This is a genomic window from Pseudomonas parafulva (genome assembly GCF_000800255.1).
Taxonomy (GTDB): domain Bacteria; phylum Pseudomonadota; class Gammaproteobacteria; order Pseudomonadales; family Pseudomonadaceae; genus Aquipseudomonas; species Aquipseudomonas boreofloridensis.
In genome coordinates this window covers 4,927,211-4,942,681 of record NZ_CP009747.1, presented here as the reverse complement: position 1 = coordinate 4,942,681, position 15,471 = coordinate 4,927,211, and the positions used below count along the sequence as shown (strand labels likewise).

The following is a 15,471-nucleotide window of genomic DNA, read 5'->3' as shown; positions in this document are numbered from 1 at the left end:
GCTCCAGTTGATGAGTCGCACTTTCAATGCCAAGCGAAACGGCAAAAGTGTCAGGCGCTGAGCGGTTTTTTTTGCGCTTGGCTAGCCGAGCGCTTCGACACGCACCCAATAGCGCGAGAAGTAGCGCACCCGTACCGGCAGGATGTCCGGCAATTGCGCCAGCAGCCGATCGCTGTGATCGAGGCTGAAGACACCCGAAACGCGCAGACGGCCGGCGACCGCGTCGCAGCTCAACAGTCCAGTGCGGTAAGGCGCCAACTGAGCCAGGTAGTGCCGCAGCGGCATGCCCTCGGCGAACACCAGGCCCCGCTCCCAGGCCGCGACCTGCGGCTGCAGCGGGCCCACCGACACGCCCCGACCAGGCTGCAGAAGCGCCGACTGGCCGGCGCCCAACGCTTGCCAGGGCGCCGTATCCGGTTGCAGCCGCAGCGCGCCTTCGAACAGCGAGACCGACACGCGGCCGTCACGCTGGCTGACCATGAAGCGCGCCGCCTCGGCCTCGATGCGCCCATGCTCGGTCGTGATCTGCAGCGGGTGCGGATCCGATCGCCCCTGCACCTGGAACATGAAATCGCCCGAATACAGGCGTACCTGGCGCCGTCGTCCCTCGAACTGCACGCTGGCCGCGCTGCGGGCATTGAGGTGCAGGTGGGTATGGTCAGCCAAGGTCCAACTACGGCGCTCGCCGGCACCCGTCGACAGGTCGGCGAAGGTCTGCTGGGCCAACTCGCTGCGCATTCCCGCAGCGGCCGCCCCGCCAATGGCCAGCAAGGTGGCCAGCAGTTTGAGCGCGGCGCGCCGGTCCAGCGCCGGGGCGTTCAGGGTGTGCTGTGCCAGGGCCGGCGGCAGGCTCTGGAAACGTGACACCACCTCCTCCACCTGACACCAGGCCGCCTCGTGCACCGGCGCGGCCTGGCGCCAGTCGAGCCACTGGCGCCGCTCGTGCTCACCGGCCTCGCCGGACGACAACAGCGCGAACCAGTCGGCAGCCTGGCGCTGTGCCAAGGCCTGATGCGGGCAAGTGGCCTCGGTCATGCCGGGCACGCCTCGGGCGCGTGAGTCATGCAGTGCAGCAAGGCACGGGCGATGTACTGGCGTACCGAGCTTTTCGAAACGCCCAGCCTGGCCGCGATCTGTTCATGGGTCAGGCCTTCGAGCTGGCACATCAGCAAAGCGCTTCGTACCTTGGCGGGCAGACCGTCGAGCAGGGCGTCGAGCGCCTGCAGGGCCTCGAACAGTTGCCAGCGCTCTTCAGGCGAAGGCGCACAGGCCTCGGGGAGCTGGGCCAGTGCCTCGAGGTAGCGGGCTTCGAGCTGGCGCCGACGCAGCAAATTGACGAACAGGCTATGGGCGATGGTGGAGAGAAAGGCGCGGGGCTGCTCGATGCGAGGAGAAAGGCCCTTGCTCAGCACCCTGACGAAGGTGTCCTGGGCCAGGTCGGCAGCGACCTCCCGGCAACCGAGACGGCGGAACAGCCAGGTCTTGAGCCAGCTGTTGTGCTCGCCGTAGAGCGTACTGAAATGCGCCTGCTGTTGGCTTTCTGGCATCGACCCCATTCCTCGGATGCCCGCACAGGCGAGGCTTGAACTGAGAATGAGATGCATTATTCCAGATTGATGAGCGTGTGCAACTCTCTCTGCACAGCCCCGTAAAACAGCGGGGCCGCAAAGCGGCCCCGACGATTTCAACGGTACAGCGCGTGGCTTACTTGACCACCACCTTGCCCTTCATCATGGTCACGTGGCCTGGGAAGGTGCAGAAGAAGCTGTAGTCACCGCCCGCTTCCAGCTTGGAGGTGTCGAACTTCACCTCGGTCTCTTTTTCCGGCGCGCCGATCAGCTTGGTGTGGGCGATGATCGCGGCGTTGTCGGCCTTGATGTAGTCCTTGTCCAGGCCTTGGCTCATGCCTTCGGTGGCGATGGCCTGCATGTCGGCCGTCTTGCTGATCACCAGGTTGTGACCCATGACGTTCTTCGGCAGGTTGCCGGAGTGGGTCAGCTTGACGGTGAATTCCTTGCAGCTCTTGTCGACCGTGAATTCCTTGGTGTTGTAGCTCATCTGGTCGGTGGAATCGACGGTGACCGAGCACTCGGCGGCGAAGACAGAGGCACTGGCGAGGGTCAGCAGGGATACCGCTACAGCTTTCGCAAACATCGTGAATCTCCTTGGCGAGGGTTATCCATTGCCAGACTGCCTGAAACCGACCAGGCCCTTGCTGACATGGGTCAAGGGCTATCAATAGGCCAGCCAGTAGCATTGTTCAATGGATTGTATACAAAATTTCTAAGAGCACATCATGCCTGCTTGATAGACGATGGGACAACCCATCATTTAGGAGCGAGTGCGATGAATTTAGGAAATTTCATGCGCGGCCTGTTGGCCGCCTATGCATGCGGGGCTACAGGCGCGGCGCTTTACGAGTTTGCCCGGCCGGAGTGATGCGACGCCTTCACGGGAATGAAAAAGGGCTGCGAGGCAGCCCTTGGCAGGTGGATCAGCGCGGAATCACCGGCTGACGCGGCTTCTTGCCTTTGCCGCCCTTGCCGCCTTTGGCCGCTTCCTTGCGCTCCTTGGCCGCCTGTTGATTACGGGCGAACGCTTCGGCCTTGGCTTTCTCACGCTTGTCCCACGGCTTGCTGCCATCGCTGGCGCGCGGCGGCAGGCCGCTGTGCTGGGTCAGGATCTTCTGTTCCTTGGCCACCTTGTGACTGCCGGCAGGCGTGGAGTTCTTGCGTCGCGCGCTCTGGTAACTGTCGCTTTGCGGCTGGTGCAGCGGGATCAGCTGATGCTTGCCCGTACCGATCAGATCGGCGCGGCCCATGCGCGTCAGCGCTTCGCGCAACATCGGCCAGCCCTTGGGGTCGTGATAACGCAGGAACGCCTTGTGCAGCCGGCGCTGCTCGTCGCTCTTGACGATCTCCACGCCTTCGCTCTTGTAGGTCACTTTGCGCAGCGGGTTCTTGCCCGAGTGGTACATGGCCGTGGCCGAGGCCATGGGCGATGGATAGAAGGCCTGCACCTGGTCGGCACGGAAGCCGTTGCCCTTGAGCCACAGGGCCAGGTTCATCATGTCTTCGTCGGTGGTACCCGGGTGGGCCGCGATGAAGTACGGGATCAGGTACTGCTCCTTGCCCGCCTCCTTGGAGAACTTCTCGAACATGCGCTTGAAGCGGTCATAGGTGCCGATGCCCGGCTTCATCATCTTGTCCAACGGACCGCGCTCGGTGTGCTCCGGAGCGATCTTCAGGTAGCCGCCGACATGGTGGGTCACCAGTTCCTTCACGTACTCAGGCGACTCCACAGCCAGGTCGTAACGCAGGCCCGAGGCGATCAGAATTTTCTTCACTCCAGGCAACGCCCGCGCCTTGCGGTACAGCGATATCAGCGAGCTGTGGTCGGTGTTGAGGTTCTCGCAGATGCCGGGGAACACGCACGACGGCTTGCGGCAGTGCTTCTCGATGTCGTGGCTCTTGCAGGCGATGCGGTACATGTTGGCGGTCGGGCCGCCGAGGTCGGAGACCACGCCGGTGAAGCCCGGCACCTTGTCACGCATCTCCTCGATCTCGTGCAGGATCGACTCGTGGGAGCGGTTCTGAATGATGCGGCCTTCGTGCTCGGTGATCGAGCAGAAGGTGCAGCCGCCGAAGCAGCCGCGCATGATGTTGACCGAGAAACGGATCATCTCGTAGGCCGGGATGCGCTCCTTGCCGTAGGCCGGATGCGGCACACGGGCGTAGGGCATGCCGAACACGTAGTCCATTTCCTCGGTGCTCATGGGAATGGGCGGCGGGTTGAACCAGACATCCGCATCGCCATGCTTCTGCACCAGGGCGCGGGCGTTACCAGGGTTGGTTTCCAGGTGCAGCACACGGTTGGCGTGGGCGTAGAGCACCGGGTCGTTGCGCACCTTTTCGAACGACGGCAGGCGGATCACCGACTTCTCGCGGGTCACCCGCGGACTGTCGAGAATCTGCACCACCTTGGCTTCGTTCGGGTCTTCCACCTCGCCCTTGGCCTGCTCGATGGCACAGGCCTGGGTGTCCTGGGTGTTGACGTAGGGGTTGATGATCTTGTCGACCCGACCCGGACGGTCGATGCGCGTGGAATCGATTTCGTACCAGCCCTGCGGCGTGTCGCGGCGCACGAAGGCGGTGCCGCGCACATCGGTGATCGACTCGATGGTCTCGCCACCGGACAGGCGCTGGGCCACTTCCACCACGGCGCGCTCGGCGTTGCCGAACAGCAGGATGTCGGCACAGGCGTCGATCAGGATCGAATGGCGGACCTTGTCCTGCCAGTAATCGTAGTGGGCGATGCGGCGCAGCGAGGCCTCGATGCCACCGAGCACGATCGGCACATGCTTGTAGGCCTCCTTGCAGCGCTGGCTGTAGACCAGGCTGGCGCGATCGGGACGGCTGCCGGCCAGACCGCCTGGGGTGTAGGCGTCGTCGGAGCGCACCTTCTTGTCGGCGGTGTAGCGGTTGATCATCGAATCCATGTTGCCGGCCGCGACACCGAAGAACAGGTTCGGCTCGCCGAGCTTCATGAAGTCGTCTTTGGACTGCCAGTTCGGCTGGGCGATGATGCCGACGCGAAAGCCCTGGGCTTCCAGCAGGCGACCAATGATGGCCATGCCGAACGACGGGTGGTCGACGTAGGCGTCGCCGGTCACGATGATGATGTCGCAGGAATCCCAGCCAAGCTGATCCATCTCCTCCCTGCTCATGGGCAGGAACGGCGCTGGCCCGAAGCATTCGGCCCAGTACTTGGGATAGTCGTAGAGTGGTTTGGCTGCTTGCATGTCAGTGACCGGTTCTAATGTGCAGGGAAATCGCGGGCGCGGAATATAGCACAAATTTTGATCAAATCCGACGATAGCGGTCGGATTCATGGCGATGACGAAGTACCACTCGCCGGCACGGGTTACTCGTCGTCGTCGAAGTTGTACATGCCCGGGGCGAGGTTTTCGAAGCGGGTGTATTTGCCGATGAAGGCCAGGCGCACGAAGCCGATGGGGCCGTTACGCTGCTTGCCGATGATGATCTCGGCGACCCCCTTGTGCTCGGTCTCGGGGTGATACACCTCGTCGCGGTAGACGAACATGATCACGTCGGCGTCCTGCTCGATCGCTCCGGATTCACGCAAGTCGGAGTTGACCGGGCGCTTGTTCGGGCGCTGTTCGAGGGAGCGGTTGAGCTGCGACAGGGCGATGACCGGGCAGTTGAATTCCTTGGCCAGGGCCTTGAGCGAGCGGGAGATCTCGGAGATCTCGTTGGTGCGGTTGTCGCCAGCCGAGCCCGGGATCTGCATGAGCTGCAGGTAGTCGACCATGATCAGCGCGATCTCGCCGTGCTCGCGGGCCAGGCGGCGGGTGCGCGCACGCATTTCCGAAGGGCTGATACCGGCGGTGTCGTCGATGAACAGCTTGCGGTCGTTGAGCAGGTTGACCGCCGAGGTGAGGCGCGGCCAGTCATCGTCGTCCAGTTGGCCGGAGCGCACCTTGGTCTGGTCGATGCGACCGAGCGAGGACAGCATACGCATGATCAGCGATTCGCCGGGCATCTCCAGGGAGAACACCAGCACCGCCTTGTCGCTGCGTAGCACGGCGTTCTCCACCAGGTTCATGGCGAAGGTGGTCTTGCCCATCGACGGACGGCCCGCGACGATCACCAGGTCGGCCGGCTGCAGGCCGCTGGTCTTTTCATCCAGGTCGGTGAAGCCGGTGGATACACCGGTAATGTCGCTGTCGGAGTTGAACAGGGTGTCGATACGGTCGATGGCCTTGGTCAACAGCTCGTTGACGCCGACCGGACCACCGGTCTTGGGCCGCGCTTCGGCGATCTGGAAGATTTGCCGTTCGGCATCGTCGAGGATCTCTTCGGCGTTGCGCCCCTGAGGGTTGAAGGCGTTGTCGGCGATGTCGGTGCTGATGCTGATCAGTTGGCGCAGCGTGGCACGTTCGCGAATGATCGCCGCGTAGGCCTTGATGTTGGCCACCGACGGCGTGTTCTTGGCCAACTCCGCCAGGTAGGCCAGGCCGCCGACCTGGGTGGAAAGGCCTTCCTTGTCCAACTGTTCGTGCAGGGTGACCACGTCGAACGGCTGGTTGGCATCGGCCAACTTGTGCACGGCGCGGAAGATCAGGCGATGGTCATGTCGATAGAAATCGCCATCGGACACTTGATCCAGCACCCGCTCCCAGGCGTTGTTGTCCAGCATCAGACCACCGAGCACGGCCTGTTCGGCCTCGATGGAGTGCGGCGGCACCTTCAGGGAAGCAGTCTGCAGGTCGAGCTGTTCGGGATGGGTAATCTCGTTCATGGCCACGCAAGAATTCTGAGGAATTTAAAAAGACAAAGGGCACGGCCTGTCAGACAGGACCGTGCCCGATGTTAACCGCCTGGCCCGCGAGGGGCCAGCCGATCAGCGCAGCTTAGGCCGCTACGACGACCACACGTACGGTGGCTTCGACGTCGCTGTGCAGGTGCACGGCTACATCGTATTCGCCAACCTGACGGATGGTGCCGTTCGGCAGACGCACTTCAGCTTTGGCCACTTCAACGCCGGAGGCGGTCAGGGCATCAGCGATGTCGTGGGTGCCGATCGAACCGAACAGCTTGCCTTCGTCGCCAGCGGTGGCAGTGATGGTCACTTCCAGCTCGGCCAGTTGGGCAGCACGGCTTTCAGCCGAAGCTTTCTTGTCGGCAGCGGCTTTTTCCAGCTCGGCACGACGCTCTTCGAATGCAGCCAGGTTGGCGGCGGTCGCAGCGGTAGCCTTGCCGAATGGCAGCAGGAAGTTGCGGCCGTAGCCAGCCTTAACATTTACTTTGTCGCCCAGGTTGCCCAGGTTGGCGACTTTTTCCAGCAGGATCAGTTCCATTTGGTAAAACCTCTTAACTTTTAACCTTCACCGTTCGCGGGATCATTCCCCTTCGGGGAGTGGCGACCGCGAAAATCAATCAGGCTGTCGACAATGGCCAGGACCACGAGCAACGGATAGGTCAGCTGCATGAACAGCACCAGCGTGACGTACAACCCCACCAGCCAGAACTTGGCCAGGCGTTTCTGGGCCACCAGCCCATGCAGCAGGGCGATGCCCGCGAACATGAGCGGCACACTGCACAGTGGCGTGAGCAGGGCGACGGCGGAACCGAAGTTCGGCCCGAACACCATGCACGCCAGCAGCACCAGTGCCGGCACCCGAGGTATGCGCACCGCGTGAAATTCGCGGCCGAACCCTCCTGAGTTGTACAACGCGGCCTGCCAGTACCGCCCCAACATCAGGGCCAGTACGCTGACGACCTGCAGCAACGCTGCAATCAGGCCATTGAGCACCGGTACGATGAGTGCTCCAAGGTGTGCCTGCTCCTCCACCGACAACTGCTGGTAGAGACCGTCGAGCATCTGCGGCAGGGCTTTTTCAAGCGCTCGCGCCAGAGCTTCGATCGGTTCGCGGAACACTGAACCGAGGATGACACCGTACAACAGGCCCAGGGCGATGCTGGACAACAGCACCCGGTTCCAGGAATGCCCGGCGCGCAACAGCGCGGCCAGCCCCAGCGTCCCCAGCAGCACCATCAAGGTGCGCGGCTCGCCGAAGATCCACCAGGCCAGTGCGGGCAAGATGCCCCACACGATGACCGAGGATGCGTCCTTGAAACCACGCCGCAGGAACACCAGGCTCCCGGCGGCGGCACTCAACCAGAACAACAGCGGCATTGCCGCACAACCAGCCACCACGACAGTGGCCTGCACGCGACCGCGCATGATGAAATCAGCCAACGCTCGCATGCCTATCCCTTACTGCTTGTCGACGACCCGGTCTCAGCGGCCGTGGCTGTCGGTGTAAGGCAGCAGGGCCAGGAAGCGGGCGCGCTTGATAGCGGTAGCCAGCTGACGCTGATAACGAGCTTTGGTACCAGTGATACGGCTTGGAACGATCTTGCCGGTTTCGGATACGTAAGCTTTCAGGGTGTTGAGATCTTTGAAGTCGATCTCTTTCACGTCTTCAGCAGTGAAGCGGCAGAATTTACGACGACGGAAGAAACGTGCCATTTAATAGGCTCCTCTAAAGGTCCGTGGATTACTCGTCAGCGTTATCGCTGGAGTCGCTGTCATTGCTGTCGTCGCCGTCGGCGGAGTCAGCATGCTCAGGACGCTCGCGACGCTCACGGCGCTCGCTGCGGTTCTCTTCAGCCTTCAGCATCTCGGACTGGCCGGTAACGGCTTCGTCGCGACGGATGACCAGGTTACGGATCACGGCATCGTTGTAGCGGAAGTTGTCTTCCAGCTCGGCCAGGGCCTTGCCGGTGCACTCAACGTTCAGCATCACGTAGTGAGCCTTGTGAACATTGTTGATTGCGTAGGCCAGTTGACGACGGCCCCAGTCTTCCAGGCGGTGGATCTTGCCACCATCTTCTTCGATCAGCTTGGTGTAACGCTCGACCATGCCGCCGACTTGCTCGCTCTGGTCCGGGTGAACCAGGAAGATGATTTCGTAATGACGCATGAATGCTCCTTACGGGTTAGTAGTCTGCCAGCGAATCTGGTCAGACAAGGAGTGAATGACACTGTGTGTCTCGCCCTGAGGGGAGGCGCATGCGCACCTGCCAGCGTGGCAAGGGGCGCAATTGTAGAGAAGGCCGGTCGGACAAGCAAGGCGATTGGCGATTATTTGAACAATCGCCAACAGACTTCTCGAACCCTCAAGATCCGGGGCGCGATGCGCCCCTTATGCGGTACAAAGCCGCGCCCACAGTATCCGAAAACCTGTGGCGCGGCCGTGTGTCGCGACGGGCTGCCGGGCAGCCCATGGATTCAACGCTTGGCCTGACGCTGGCGCACGGCCTCGAACAGGCAAACCCCGGTGGCCACCGAGACGTTCAGGCTGCTGACGCTACCGGCCATGGGCAGCTTGACCAGGAAGTCGCAGTGCTCGCGGGTGAGGCGACGCATGCCCTTGCCCTCGGCGCCCATGATCATCACCAACGGGCCGGTCAGGTCCTGCTGGTAGATCTCCTGCTCGGCCTCGCCCGCCGTGCCGACCACCCACAGACCCCGCTGCTGGAGTTTCTCCAGGGTACGCGCGAGGTTGGTGACCGCCACCAGCGGAATCACCTCGGCGGCGCCGCAGGCCACTTTGCGCACCACGGCCGTGAGGGTCGCCGACTTGTCCTTGGGAATCACCACGGCGGTGGCCCCTGCGGCATCGGCGGTGCGCAGGCAGGCGCCGAGGTTGTGCGGATCGGTGACGCCGTCGAGCACCAGGATCAACGGCGCGGTCTCGCTACGTTCGAGCAATTCCTCGAGCATCGCCTCGCCCCATACCTGGCTCGGGCTGACCTCGGCGACCACGCCTTGGTGCACGCCTTCGACCCAGGCATCGAGCTCACGCCGCTCGGCCTGCCCTACCGCGACACGGTTCTCGCCGGCCAGGGCCAGCAGCGCCTGCAGACGCGGCTCACTGCGGCCTTCGGACAACCAGATCTGCTTGACCCGCTTGGGATGGTGCTGCAGCAAGGCCTGCACCGCGTGCACGCCGTAGATCTTTTCCAACTGACTCATGACTTGCTGCTCTTGCCCTTGCGTGGCGCGCCGGACTTCGACGGCCCCTTGCGATGCTTGGTCTTGCCCGATGCCTTGTCGCCCTTCTCGGACTTGTGCGAGGCCTGGTTGCGGGCGTCGCCCATCAGCGCCTTCTTCATCTCACGGCTCTTGCGCACCTCGGCGTTGCGCTGCACGGCATCCTTGGGGAAGTAGGCCTCGGCACTTTCGCTCTTGCGGCTGCGGGGCTTGGGCGAAATCCGCGCCTCGCTGGCCGGTGCGGCCTCGGCCTGAGCAGGCCCACTGGCCTTGGCACCGCTCGCGCCCTTGGCCGTGACATTGGCCTTGGCTTTGTCAGGCTCGCCAGACTCGCCACGACCTTTGCGACCGACCGGCGCCTTGATCGTCGCCTCGGACAGCTCGAAATCGATCTTGCGCTGTTCGAGGTCGACGCGCATGACCTTCACTTCGATGCTGTCGCCGAGACGGAAACTACGCCCGGTGCGCTCACCGGCCAGGCGATGATGCACGGCGTCGAAGTGGTAGTAGTCACCCGGCAGCGCGCTGACGTGGACCAGGCCTTCGACGTAGATGTCGGTCAGCTCGATGAACAGGCCGAAACCGGTCACCGCCGTGATCACGCCCGGGAAGGTCTCGCCCACGCGGTCGCGCATGTACTCGCACTTGAGCCAGTTGACCACGTCGCGGGTGGCCTCGTCGGCGCGCCGCTCGGTCATCGAGCACTGTTCGCCCATCTGCTCCAGGGCCGTCTCGTCGTACGGATAGATGCGCGCCTTGGGAATGCTCATGGCACCGGCACGCTTGACGTGCGGGGTATCCATCTTCGAGCGGATCACGCTGCGGATGGCGCGGTGCACGAGCAGATCAGGGTAGCGGCGGATCGGCGAGGTGAAGTGGGTGTACGCCTCGTAGTTCAGGCCGAAGTGGCCGTTGTTCTCGACGCTGTACACCGCCTGGCTGAGCGAGCGCAGCATGACGGTCTGGATCAGGTGGAAGTCCGGACGACCGGCGATGCTCGCCAGCAACGCCTGGTAATCCTTGGGCGACGGTTCCTTGCCCTTGTGCAGCGACAGGCCCAGTTCGCCCAGGAAGGCACGCAGTTTCTCCAGACGCTCCGGCGGCGGGCCGTCGTGCACGCGGTACAGCGACGGCACGTTGTGCTTCTGCATGAACTGGGCGGTGGCGACGTTGGCCGCCAGCATGCATTCTTCGATCAGCTTGTGGGCGTCGTTGCGCACGGTCGGACGAATTTCGTCGATCTTGCGGTCTTCACCGAAGATGATCCGGGTTTCCTGGGTTTCGAAGTCGATGGCGCCACGGGTATGACGGGCATCGACCAGCACCTTGTACAAGGCGTAGAGGTGCTTGAGGTCCGGCAGCACCGCGCTGTACTCCTCGCGCAGGGCCTTGCCTTCACGGGTGCGGGCATGCTCGAGCATGCTGCTGACCTTGTTGTAGGTCAGGCGCGCATGGGAATGGATGACGCCTTCGTAGAACTGGTAGTCGACCATTTGGCCGGCCTTGTTGATGGTCATCTCGCAGACCATGGCCAGGCGATCGACATGCGGGTTCAGCGAGCACAGGCCGTTGGACAGCTCCTCGGGGAGCATCGGCACCACGCGCTCGGGGAAGTACACCGAGTTACCGCGCTGCTGAGCCTCGACGTCCAGGGCCGAGCCCAGGCGCACGTAACTCGAGACGTCGGCGATGGCCACATACAGGCGCCAGCCTCCGGAGAACAGGCGCAGCTTGCCCAGCGGCTCGCAGAACACGGCATCGTCGAAGTCGCGGGCGTCTTCGCCGTCGATGGTGACGAACGGCAAATGGCGCAGGTCGATGCGCTTTTCCTTGTCCTTCTCTTCGACTTCGGAGCGGAACTTGCGCGCTTCCTTGATCACGTCCTGCGGCCAGACGTGGGGAATGTCGTAGCTGCGCAGGGCGACATCGATCTCCATGCCCGGCGCCATGTAGTTGCCGATCACTTCCACCACGTCACCCTGCGGCTGGAAGCGCGGGGTGGGCCAGTGGGTGATCTTGATTTCCACGAACTGGCCGATCTTCGCCCCGCCGTTACGACCGGCGGTCACCAGCACTTCCTGCTGGATCTTCGGATTGTCCGGGGTCACGTAGCCGATGCCGCCTTCTTCGAAGTAGCGGCCGACGACGCTTTCGTGGGCGCGGGAGATGACCTCAACCAGCGCCCCCTCGCGGCGCCCGCGGCGGTCCACGCCACTGACCCGCGCCAGCGCACGGTCGCCGTCGAACACTAGGCGCATTTGCGCCGGGCTGAGGAACAGGTCCTCGCTGCCATCGTCGGGAATGAGGAAGCCGAAGCCGTCGCGGTGGCCGGAGACGCGGCCGCAGATCAGGTCGAGCTTGTCTACCGGGGCATAGGTGCCGCGCCGGGTATAGATAAGCTGGCCATCGCGTTCCATGGCGCGCAGTCGGCGACGCAGGGCTTCGATCTGGTCTTCTTCGTAAAGACCGAATTCGTTTGCCAGCTCCTCGCGAGCGGCAGGTTCGCCACGGTCGGCGAGGCGCTGAAGGATCAGCTCACGGCTGGGGATGGGATTTTCGTATTTTTCCGCTTCGCGAGCGGCCTCGGGATCGAGGGATTGCCAATCGGCCATCAGAAGGGGTTCACCTTGGGGTATATAGATAAGAATTCTGCCATGTGCGTATTGAAACCGGAAATGTCTGCCTTGGACAGCCCCCGGCAGATATCCTGCTGAGGGCAATAGGTCACTGGAATCAACGACTTGAATATTTTGAAAAATTTTTCGATCCGGGGCTTTACAGCCTCAGGGACCGTCCGTATAGTGCGCACCACAACGACGGTCAGCCGACGTTGTAGTTGAGATGAAGCCTGATGTAAAGCATCATGTGACCTCGACAGAATGTGTGCCCAGGTGGCGGAATTGGTAGACGCGCTGGTTTCAGGTATCAGTGACTTAACGGTCGTGGAAGTTCGAGTCTTCTCCTGGGCACCAAATATTTCGAGTGATAGATAGCAGGTTTTTCTGTCATTCAGCAAGACGCTTGAAGTTTCATCGTTGTAGATGCAAAAGCTTTGCCCAGGTGGCGGAATTGGTAGACGCGCTGGTTTCAGGTATCAGTGACTTAACGGTCGTGGAAGTTCGAGTCTTCTCCTGGGCACCATATAAAAACCCACTAGCTTGCTAGTGGGTTTTTTCTTGCCTGCGTTTTTTCCATCGCCCGCCCTCACCGCCGCGCACCCAGCGAATTTCCCCCGCCACAGCCACATGAGAAACGATTTCGTTTACCATTGTTTCGAAATATGTAGCCGTAAGCGAGGAAGTACCCGCATGAGGATTCGCCCCACACCGCTGCTGCGCACCCTGACTGCCGCCGTCCTTGGCCTGGTGATCGGCGCGCCGGCAGCCCAGGCAGACGCACCGGTGACGCTGACGATGTACAACGGTCAGCACAAGGAAATCGGCGAAGCCATCGCCAAGGCCTACGAGGCCAAGACCGGCATCCACATCGATATCCGCAAGGGCAGCAGCAACCAGCTGGCCAGCCAGATCATCGAAGAGGGCGAGCGCTCCCCCGCCGACATCATCTACACCGAAGAATCTCCGCCACTGAACAACCTGGGCGAACTGGGCCTGCTGGCCAAGATCGACCAGAACACCCTGGACATGCTGCCCAAGGAATACGTGGCCGGTAACGGGACCTGGATGGGCGTGACTGCGCGTACCCGCGTGGTGGTGTACAACCCGAAGAAGATCGACGAGAACGACCTGCCCAAGACCGTGATGGACTTCGCCAACCCCGAATGGGACCGCAAAGTCGGCTTCGTGCCGACCAGTGGCGCATTCCAGGAACAGGCCGTGGCCATCCTCAAGATGCACGGGCGCGAAGCCACCGAGGAATGGCTGACGGGCCTGAAGGCCTTCGGCAAGACCTACACCAACAACATGGTCGCGCTCAAAGCCGTCGAGAAAGGCGAAGTGGCAGCGGTGTTGGTGAACAACTACTACTGGTACGCCCTGGAGCGCGAGCGCGGCAAGCTCGACTCCAAGCTGTATTACCTGGCCGACGGCGATGCAGGCAACCTGGTGACCATTTCCGGCGCAGCCGCCGTCAAGGCCAGCAAGCATCCCAAGGAAGCTCAAGCCCTGCTCAACTGGATGGCCAGCGAAGAAGGCCAGCGCGTGATCACCCAGACCACTGCCGAGTACCCCCTGCACAAGGGCATGGTCTCGGACCGTGGGCTCAAGCCATTCGAGGACCTGCGCCCACCGAAGATCAGCCCGGCCGATCTGGGCAATGCCGAAGAAGCACTCGAACTGGAACGTGAGGTCGGCCTGCTCTGATGACTGCCGCCGTGCCCGAGTCGGCCCTGGTACGCTTCGTGCCGCGCCGCAAGCGCCCCTCCGTGTGGGTGGTGTTGCCCGTCCTGTGCCTGGTCGCTGCGAGCCTGCTGCCACTGGCCTATGTGGCCATCAAGGCCTGGGAAGCCGGCTGGCATGAAGCCCTGCGCCTGCTCTGGCGCCCTTTCGTCTGGGACCTGCTGCGCAACACACTGCTGCTGATGGCCGGGGTCACCCTCGCCTGCCTGGTGGTCGGCGTGGCGCTGGCCTGGCTGCTCGAACGCAGCGACTTGCGCGGACGACGTTTATGGGGCGTGGTGCTGTGCCTGCCGTTCGCCGTGCCCTCGTTCGTCAGCAGCTTCACCTGGGTGTCGCTGAGCTCTGACTTCGAAGGCCTCGGCGGGGCGGTCCTGGTCATGGCGCTGTCCAAGTACCCCTTGGTGTTCCTACCCGTGGCGGCCACCCTGCGCAACCTCGATACCTCGCTGGAAGAGTCGGCGCGCACGCTGGGCTGCAGCCGCAGCGGCGTGTTCTTCAAAGTCACCCTGCCACTGCTGTGGCCGAGCATGCTCGGCGGCGGCCTGTTGATCGCCCTGCACATGCTGGTGGAATTCGGCGCCCTGTCGATCCTCGGCCTGCAAACCTTCACCACGGCGATCTACCAGCAGTTCGAGCTGGAGTTCAGCAATGCCAATGCAGCGATGCTCTCGGCCGTGCTGCTTGCACTGTGCCTGGCGTTGCTCTGGTTGGAATTGCGCGTGCGTGGCAAGGCCCGTCATGTACGCATCGGCCAAGGCGTAGCCCGACGTGCACAACCGTTGCGGCTCAGAGGCTGGACACTGCCGGCGCAGTTGTTCTGCCTGGGACTGGCCGTGCTCGGCAGCGGCATTCCGCTGGCCATGCTCGGTTACTGGCTGAGCGTCGGCTCGTCGGCAGCCTTCCCGGTCGCGGCGATCGGCAAGGCGCTGCTCACCTCCCTGTCGGTTTCGCTCGGTGGCGCCGGTTTCTGCGTGGCACTGGCGCTGCCGGTGAGCTTCCTGGTGGTGCGCTACAAAGGGCGCCTGGCGATCTGGGCCGAACGCTTGCCCTACCTGCTGCACGCCCTGCCCGGCCTGGTGATCGCCCTGACCCTGGTGTTCTTCGCCCTGCACTACGTGCCGGCGCTGTACCAGACCACCGCGCTGCTGATCCTGGCCTATGCCCTGCTGTTCCTGCCACTGGCCCAGGCACCGGTGCGCACCGCGCTGAACAAGGCCTCGCCGACGCTCGAAGAAGCCGCCCGCACCCTGGGCGCCAGCAGCCTCGCCGCCTTCTGCCGGGTGACCCTGCCGATCATCTTCCCAGCCTTGGCCGCCGCCTTTGCCCTGGTGTTCCTCGACGCCATGAAGGAACTGACCGCCACCCTGCTGCTCAGCCCGACCGGCATGACCACCCTGGCCACGGAGGTCTGGGCCCACACCGCCAATGTCGAGTTCGCAGCGGCAGCGCCCTACGCCGCCCTGCTGATTGTGGTGTCGGGATTGCCGGTGTACCTGCTGACCACGCGGATGTACCTGAACAGGGCGTGAAC

13 protein-coding genes and 2 tRNA genes are annotated in these 15,471 nt (G+C 63.0%); 4 read left to right on the top strand and 11 right to left on the bottom strand.

Features of this window, described 5'->3' with window-relative positions:
- Positions 1–81 precede the first annotated feature (81 nt).
- The 11 genes from NJ69_RS21520 to rnr all read right to left on the bottom strand — a co-directional run bounded on the left by NJ69_RS21520 (position 82) and on the right by rnr (position 12,194).
- Positions 82–1,035: a FecR domain-containing protein gene (locus tag NJ69_RS21520; RefSeq protein ID WP_052192184.1), complete on the bottom strand. Its 954-nt coding sequence runs from the start codon at positions 1,033–1,035 to the stop codon at positions 82–84.
- A complete protein-coding gene (locus tag NJ69_RS21515) occupies positions 1,032–1,547 on the bottom strand; it encodes a sigma-70 family RNA polymerase sigma factor (RefSeq protein WP_037027571.1) in 516 nt (171 codons plus the stop codon). The genes NJ69_RS21520 and NJ69_RS21515 overlap by 4 nt, the downstream gene beginning before the upstream one ends.
- Before the next feature lie 157 nt (positions 1,548–1,704).
- Positions 1,705–2,154, bottom strand: a complete 450-nt coding sequence (azu, locus tag NJ69_RS21510; RefSeq protein ID WP_029612761.1) for an azurin — start codon at positions 2,152–2,154, stop codon at positions 1,705–1,707.
- Positions 2,155–2,494: 340 nt separating this feature from the next.
- On the bottom strand, positions 2,495–4,801 hold the full coding sequence (locus tag NJ69_RS21505; protein WP_039582885.1) for a YgiQ family radical SAM protein: 2,307 nt from the start codon (positions 4,799–4,801) through the stop codon (positions 2,495–2,497).
- 122 nt (positions 4,802–4,923) lie between these two features.
- Positions 4,924–6,321 (bottom strand): replicative DNA helicase, encoded by a 1,398-nt coding sequence (gene dnaB, locus NJ69_RS21500; protein ID WP_029612763.1) that lies wholly within the window; start codon positions 6,319–6,321, stop codon positions 4,924–4,926.
- 112 nt (positions 6,322–6,433) lie between these two features.
- On the bottom strand, positions 6,434–6,880 hold the full coding sequence (gene rplI / locus NJ69_RS21495) for a 50S ribosomal protein L9 (RefSeq protein WP_029612764.1): 447 nt from the start codon (positions 6,878–6,880) through the stop codon (positions 6,434–6,436).
- Positions 6,881–6,900: 20 nt separating this feature from the next.
- Positions 6,901–7,791, bottom strand: a complete 891-nt coding sequence (locus tag NJ69_RS21490; protein WP_039582884.1) for a hypothetical protein — start codon at positions 7,789–7,791, stop codon at positions 6,901–6,903.
- Between the two features lie 33 nt (positions 7,792–7,824).
- Positions 7,825–8,055, bottom strand: coding sequence for a 30S ribosomal protein S18 (gene rpsR / locus NJ69_RS21485; protein WP_003249563.1), 231 nt, complete (start codon positions 8,053–8,055; stop codon positions 7,825–7,827).
- 28 nt (positions 8,056–8,083) lie between these two features.
- Positions 8,084–8,509: a 30S ribosomal protein S6 gene (gene rpsF / locus NJ69_RS21480; protein WP_029612766.1), complete on the bottom strand. Its 426-nt coding sequence runs from the start codon at positions 8,507–8,509 to the stop codon at positions 8,084–8,086.
- 308 nt (positions 8,510–8,817) lie between these two features.
- Positions 8,818–9,564, bottom strand: a complete 747-nt coding sequence (gene rlmB, locus NJ69_RS21475) for a 23S rRNA (guanosine(2251)-2'-O)-methyltransferase RlmB (RefSeq protein WP_039582873.1) — start codon at positions 9,562–9,564, stop codon at positions 8,818–8,820.
- Positions 9,561–12,194, bottom strand: a complete 2,634-nt coding sequence (rnr, locus tag NJ69_RS21470; RefSeq protein WP_039582872.1) for a ribonuclease R — start codon at positions 12,192–12,194, stop codon at positions 9,561–9,563. The genes rlmB and rnr overlap by 4 nt, the downstream gene beginning before the upstream one ends.
- Before the next feature lie 273 nt (positions 12,195–12,467).
- Between rnr and NJ69_RS21465 the strand changes: the two genes are divergently transcribed.
- The 4 genes from NJ69_RS21465 to NJ69_RS21450 all read left to right on the top strand — a co-directional run bounded on the left by NJ69_RS21465 (position 12,468) and on the right by NJ69_RS21450 (position 15,469).
- Positions 12,468–12,554: transfer RNA gene (locus NJ69_RS21465), tRNA-Leu, on the top strand.
- Positions 12,555–12,636: 82 nt separating this feature from the next.
- Positions 12,637–12,723, top strand: a tRNA-Leu gene (locus NJ69_RS21460).
- 167 nt (positions 12,724–12,890) lie between these two features.
- A complete protein-coding gene (locus NJ69_RS21455; protein WP_039582870.1) occupies positions 12,891–13,904 on the top strand; it encodes an extracellular solute-binding protein in 1,014 nt (337 codons plus the stop codon).
- Positions 13,904–15,469 (top strand): ABC transporter permease, encoded by a 1,566-nt coding sequence (locus NJ69_RS21450; protein WP_039582869.1) that lies wholly within the window; start codon positions 13,904–13,906, stop codon positions 15,467–15,469. Before NJ69_RS21455 ends, NJ69_RS21450 begins: the two co-directional genes overlap by 1 nt.
- Positions 15,470–15,471 lie beyond the last annotated feature (2 nt).

Bases quoted from the DNA above. Each gene is read 5' to 3' on its own strand.
- NJ69_RS21520 (WP_052192184.1), bottom strand. From the start codon at position 1,035: ATGACCGAGGCCACTTGCCCGCATCAGGCCTTGGCACAGCGCCAGGCT.
- NJ69_RS21515 (WP_037027571.1), bottom strand. From the start codon at position 1,547: ATGCCAGAAAGCCAACAGCAGGCGCATTTCAGTACGCTCTACGGCGAG.
- azu (WP_029612761.1), bottom strand. From the start codon at position 2,154: ATGTTTGCGAAAGCTGTAGCGGTATCCCTGCTGACCCTCGCCAGTGCC.
- NJ69_RS21505 (WP_039582885.1), bottom strand. From the start codon at position 4,801: ATGCAAGCAGCCAAACCACTCTACGACTATCCCAAGTACTGGGCCGAA.
- dnaB (WP_029612763.1), bottom strand. From the start codon at position 6,321: ATGAACGAGATTACCCATCCCGAACAGCTCGACCTGCAGACTGCTTCC.
- rplI (WP_029612764.1), bottom strand. From the start codon at position 6,880: ATGGAACTGATCCTGCTGGAAAAAGTCGCCAACCTGGGCAACCTGGGC.
- NJ69_RS21490 (WP_039582884.1), bottom strand. From the start codon at position 7,791: ATGCGAGCGTTGGCTGATTTCATCATGCGCGGTCGCGTGCAGGCCACT.
- rpsR (WP_003249563.1), bottom strand. From the start codon at position 8,055: ATGGCACGTTTCTTCCGTCGTCGTAAATTCTGCCGCTTCACTGCTGAA.
- rpsF (WP_029612766.1), bottom strand. From the start codon at position 8,509: ATGCGTCATTACGAAATCATCTTCCTGGTTCACCCGGACCAGAGCGAG.
- rlmB (WP_039582873.1), bottom strand. From the start codon at position 9,564: ATGAGTCAGTTGGAAAAGATCTACGGCGTGCACGCGGTGCAGGCCTTG.
- rnr (WP_039582872.1), bottom strand. From the start codon at position 12,194: ATGGCCGATTGGCAATCCCTCGATCCCGAGGCCGCTCGCGAAGCGGAA.
- NJ69_RS21455 (WP_039582870.1), top strand. From the start codon at position 12,891: ATGAGGATTCGCCCCACACCGCTGCTGCGCACCCTGACTGCCGCCGTC.
- NJ69_RS21450 (WP_039582869.1), top strand. From the start codon at position 13,904: ATGACTGCCGCCGTGCCCGAGTCGGCCCTGGTACGCTTCGTGCCGCGC.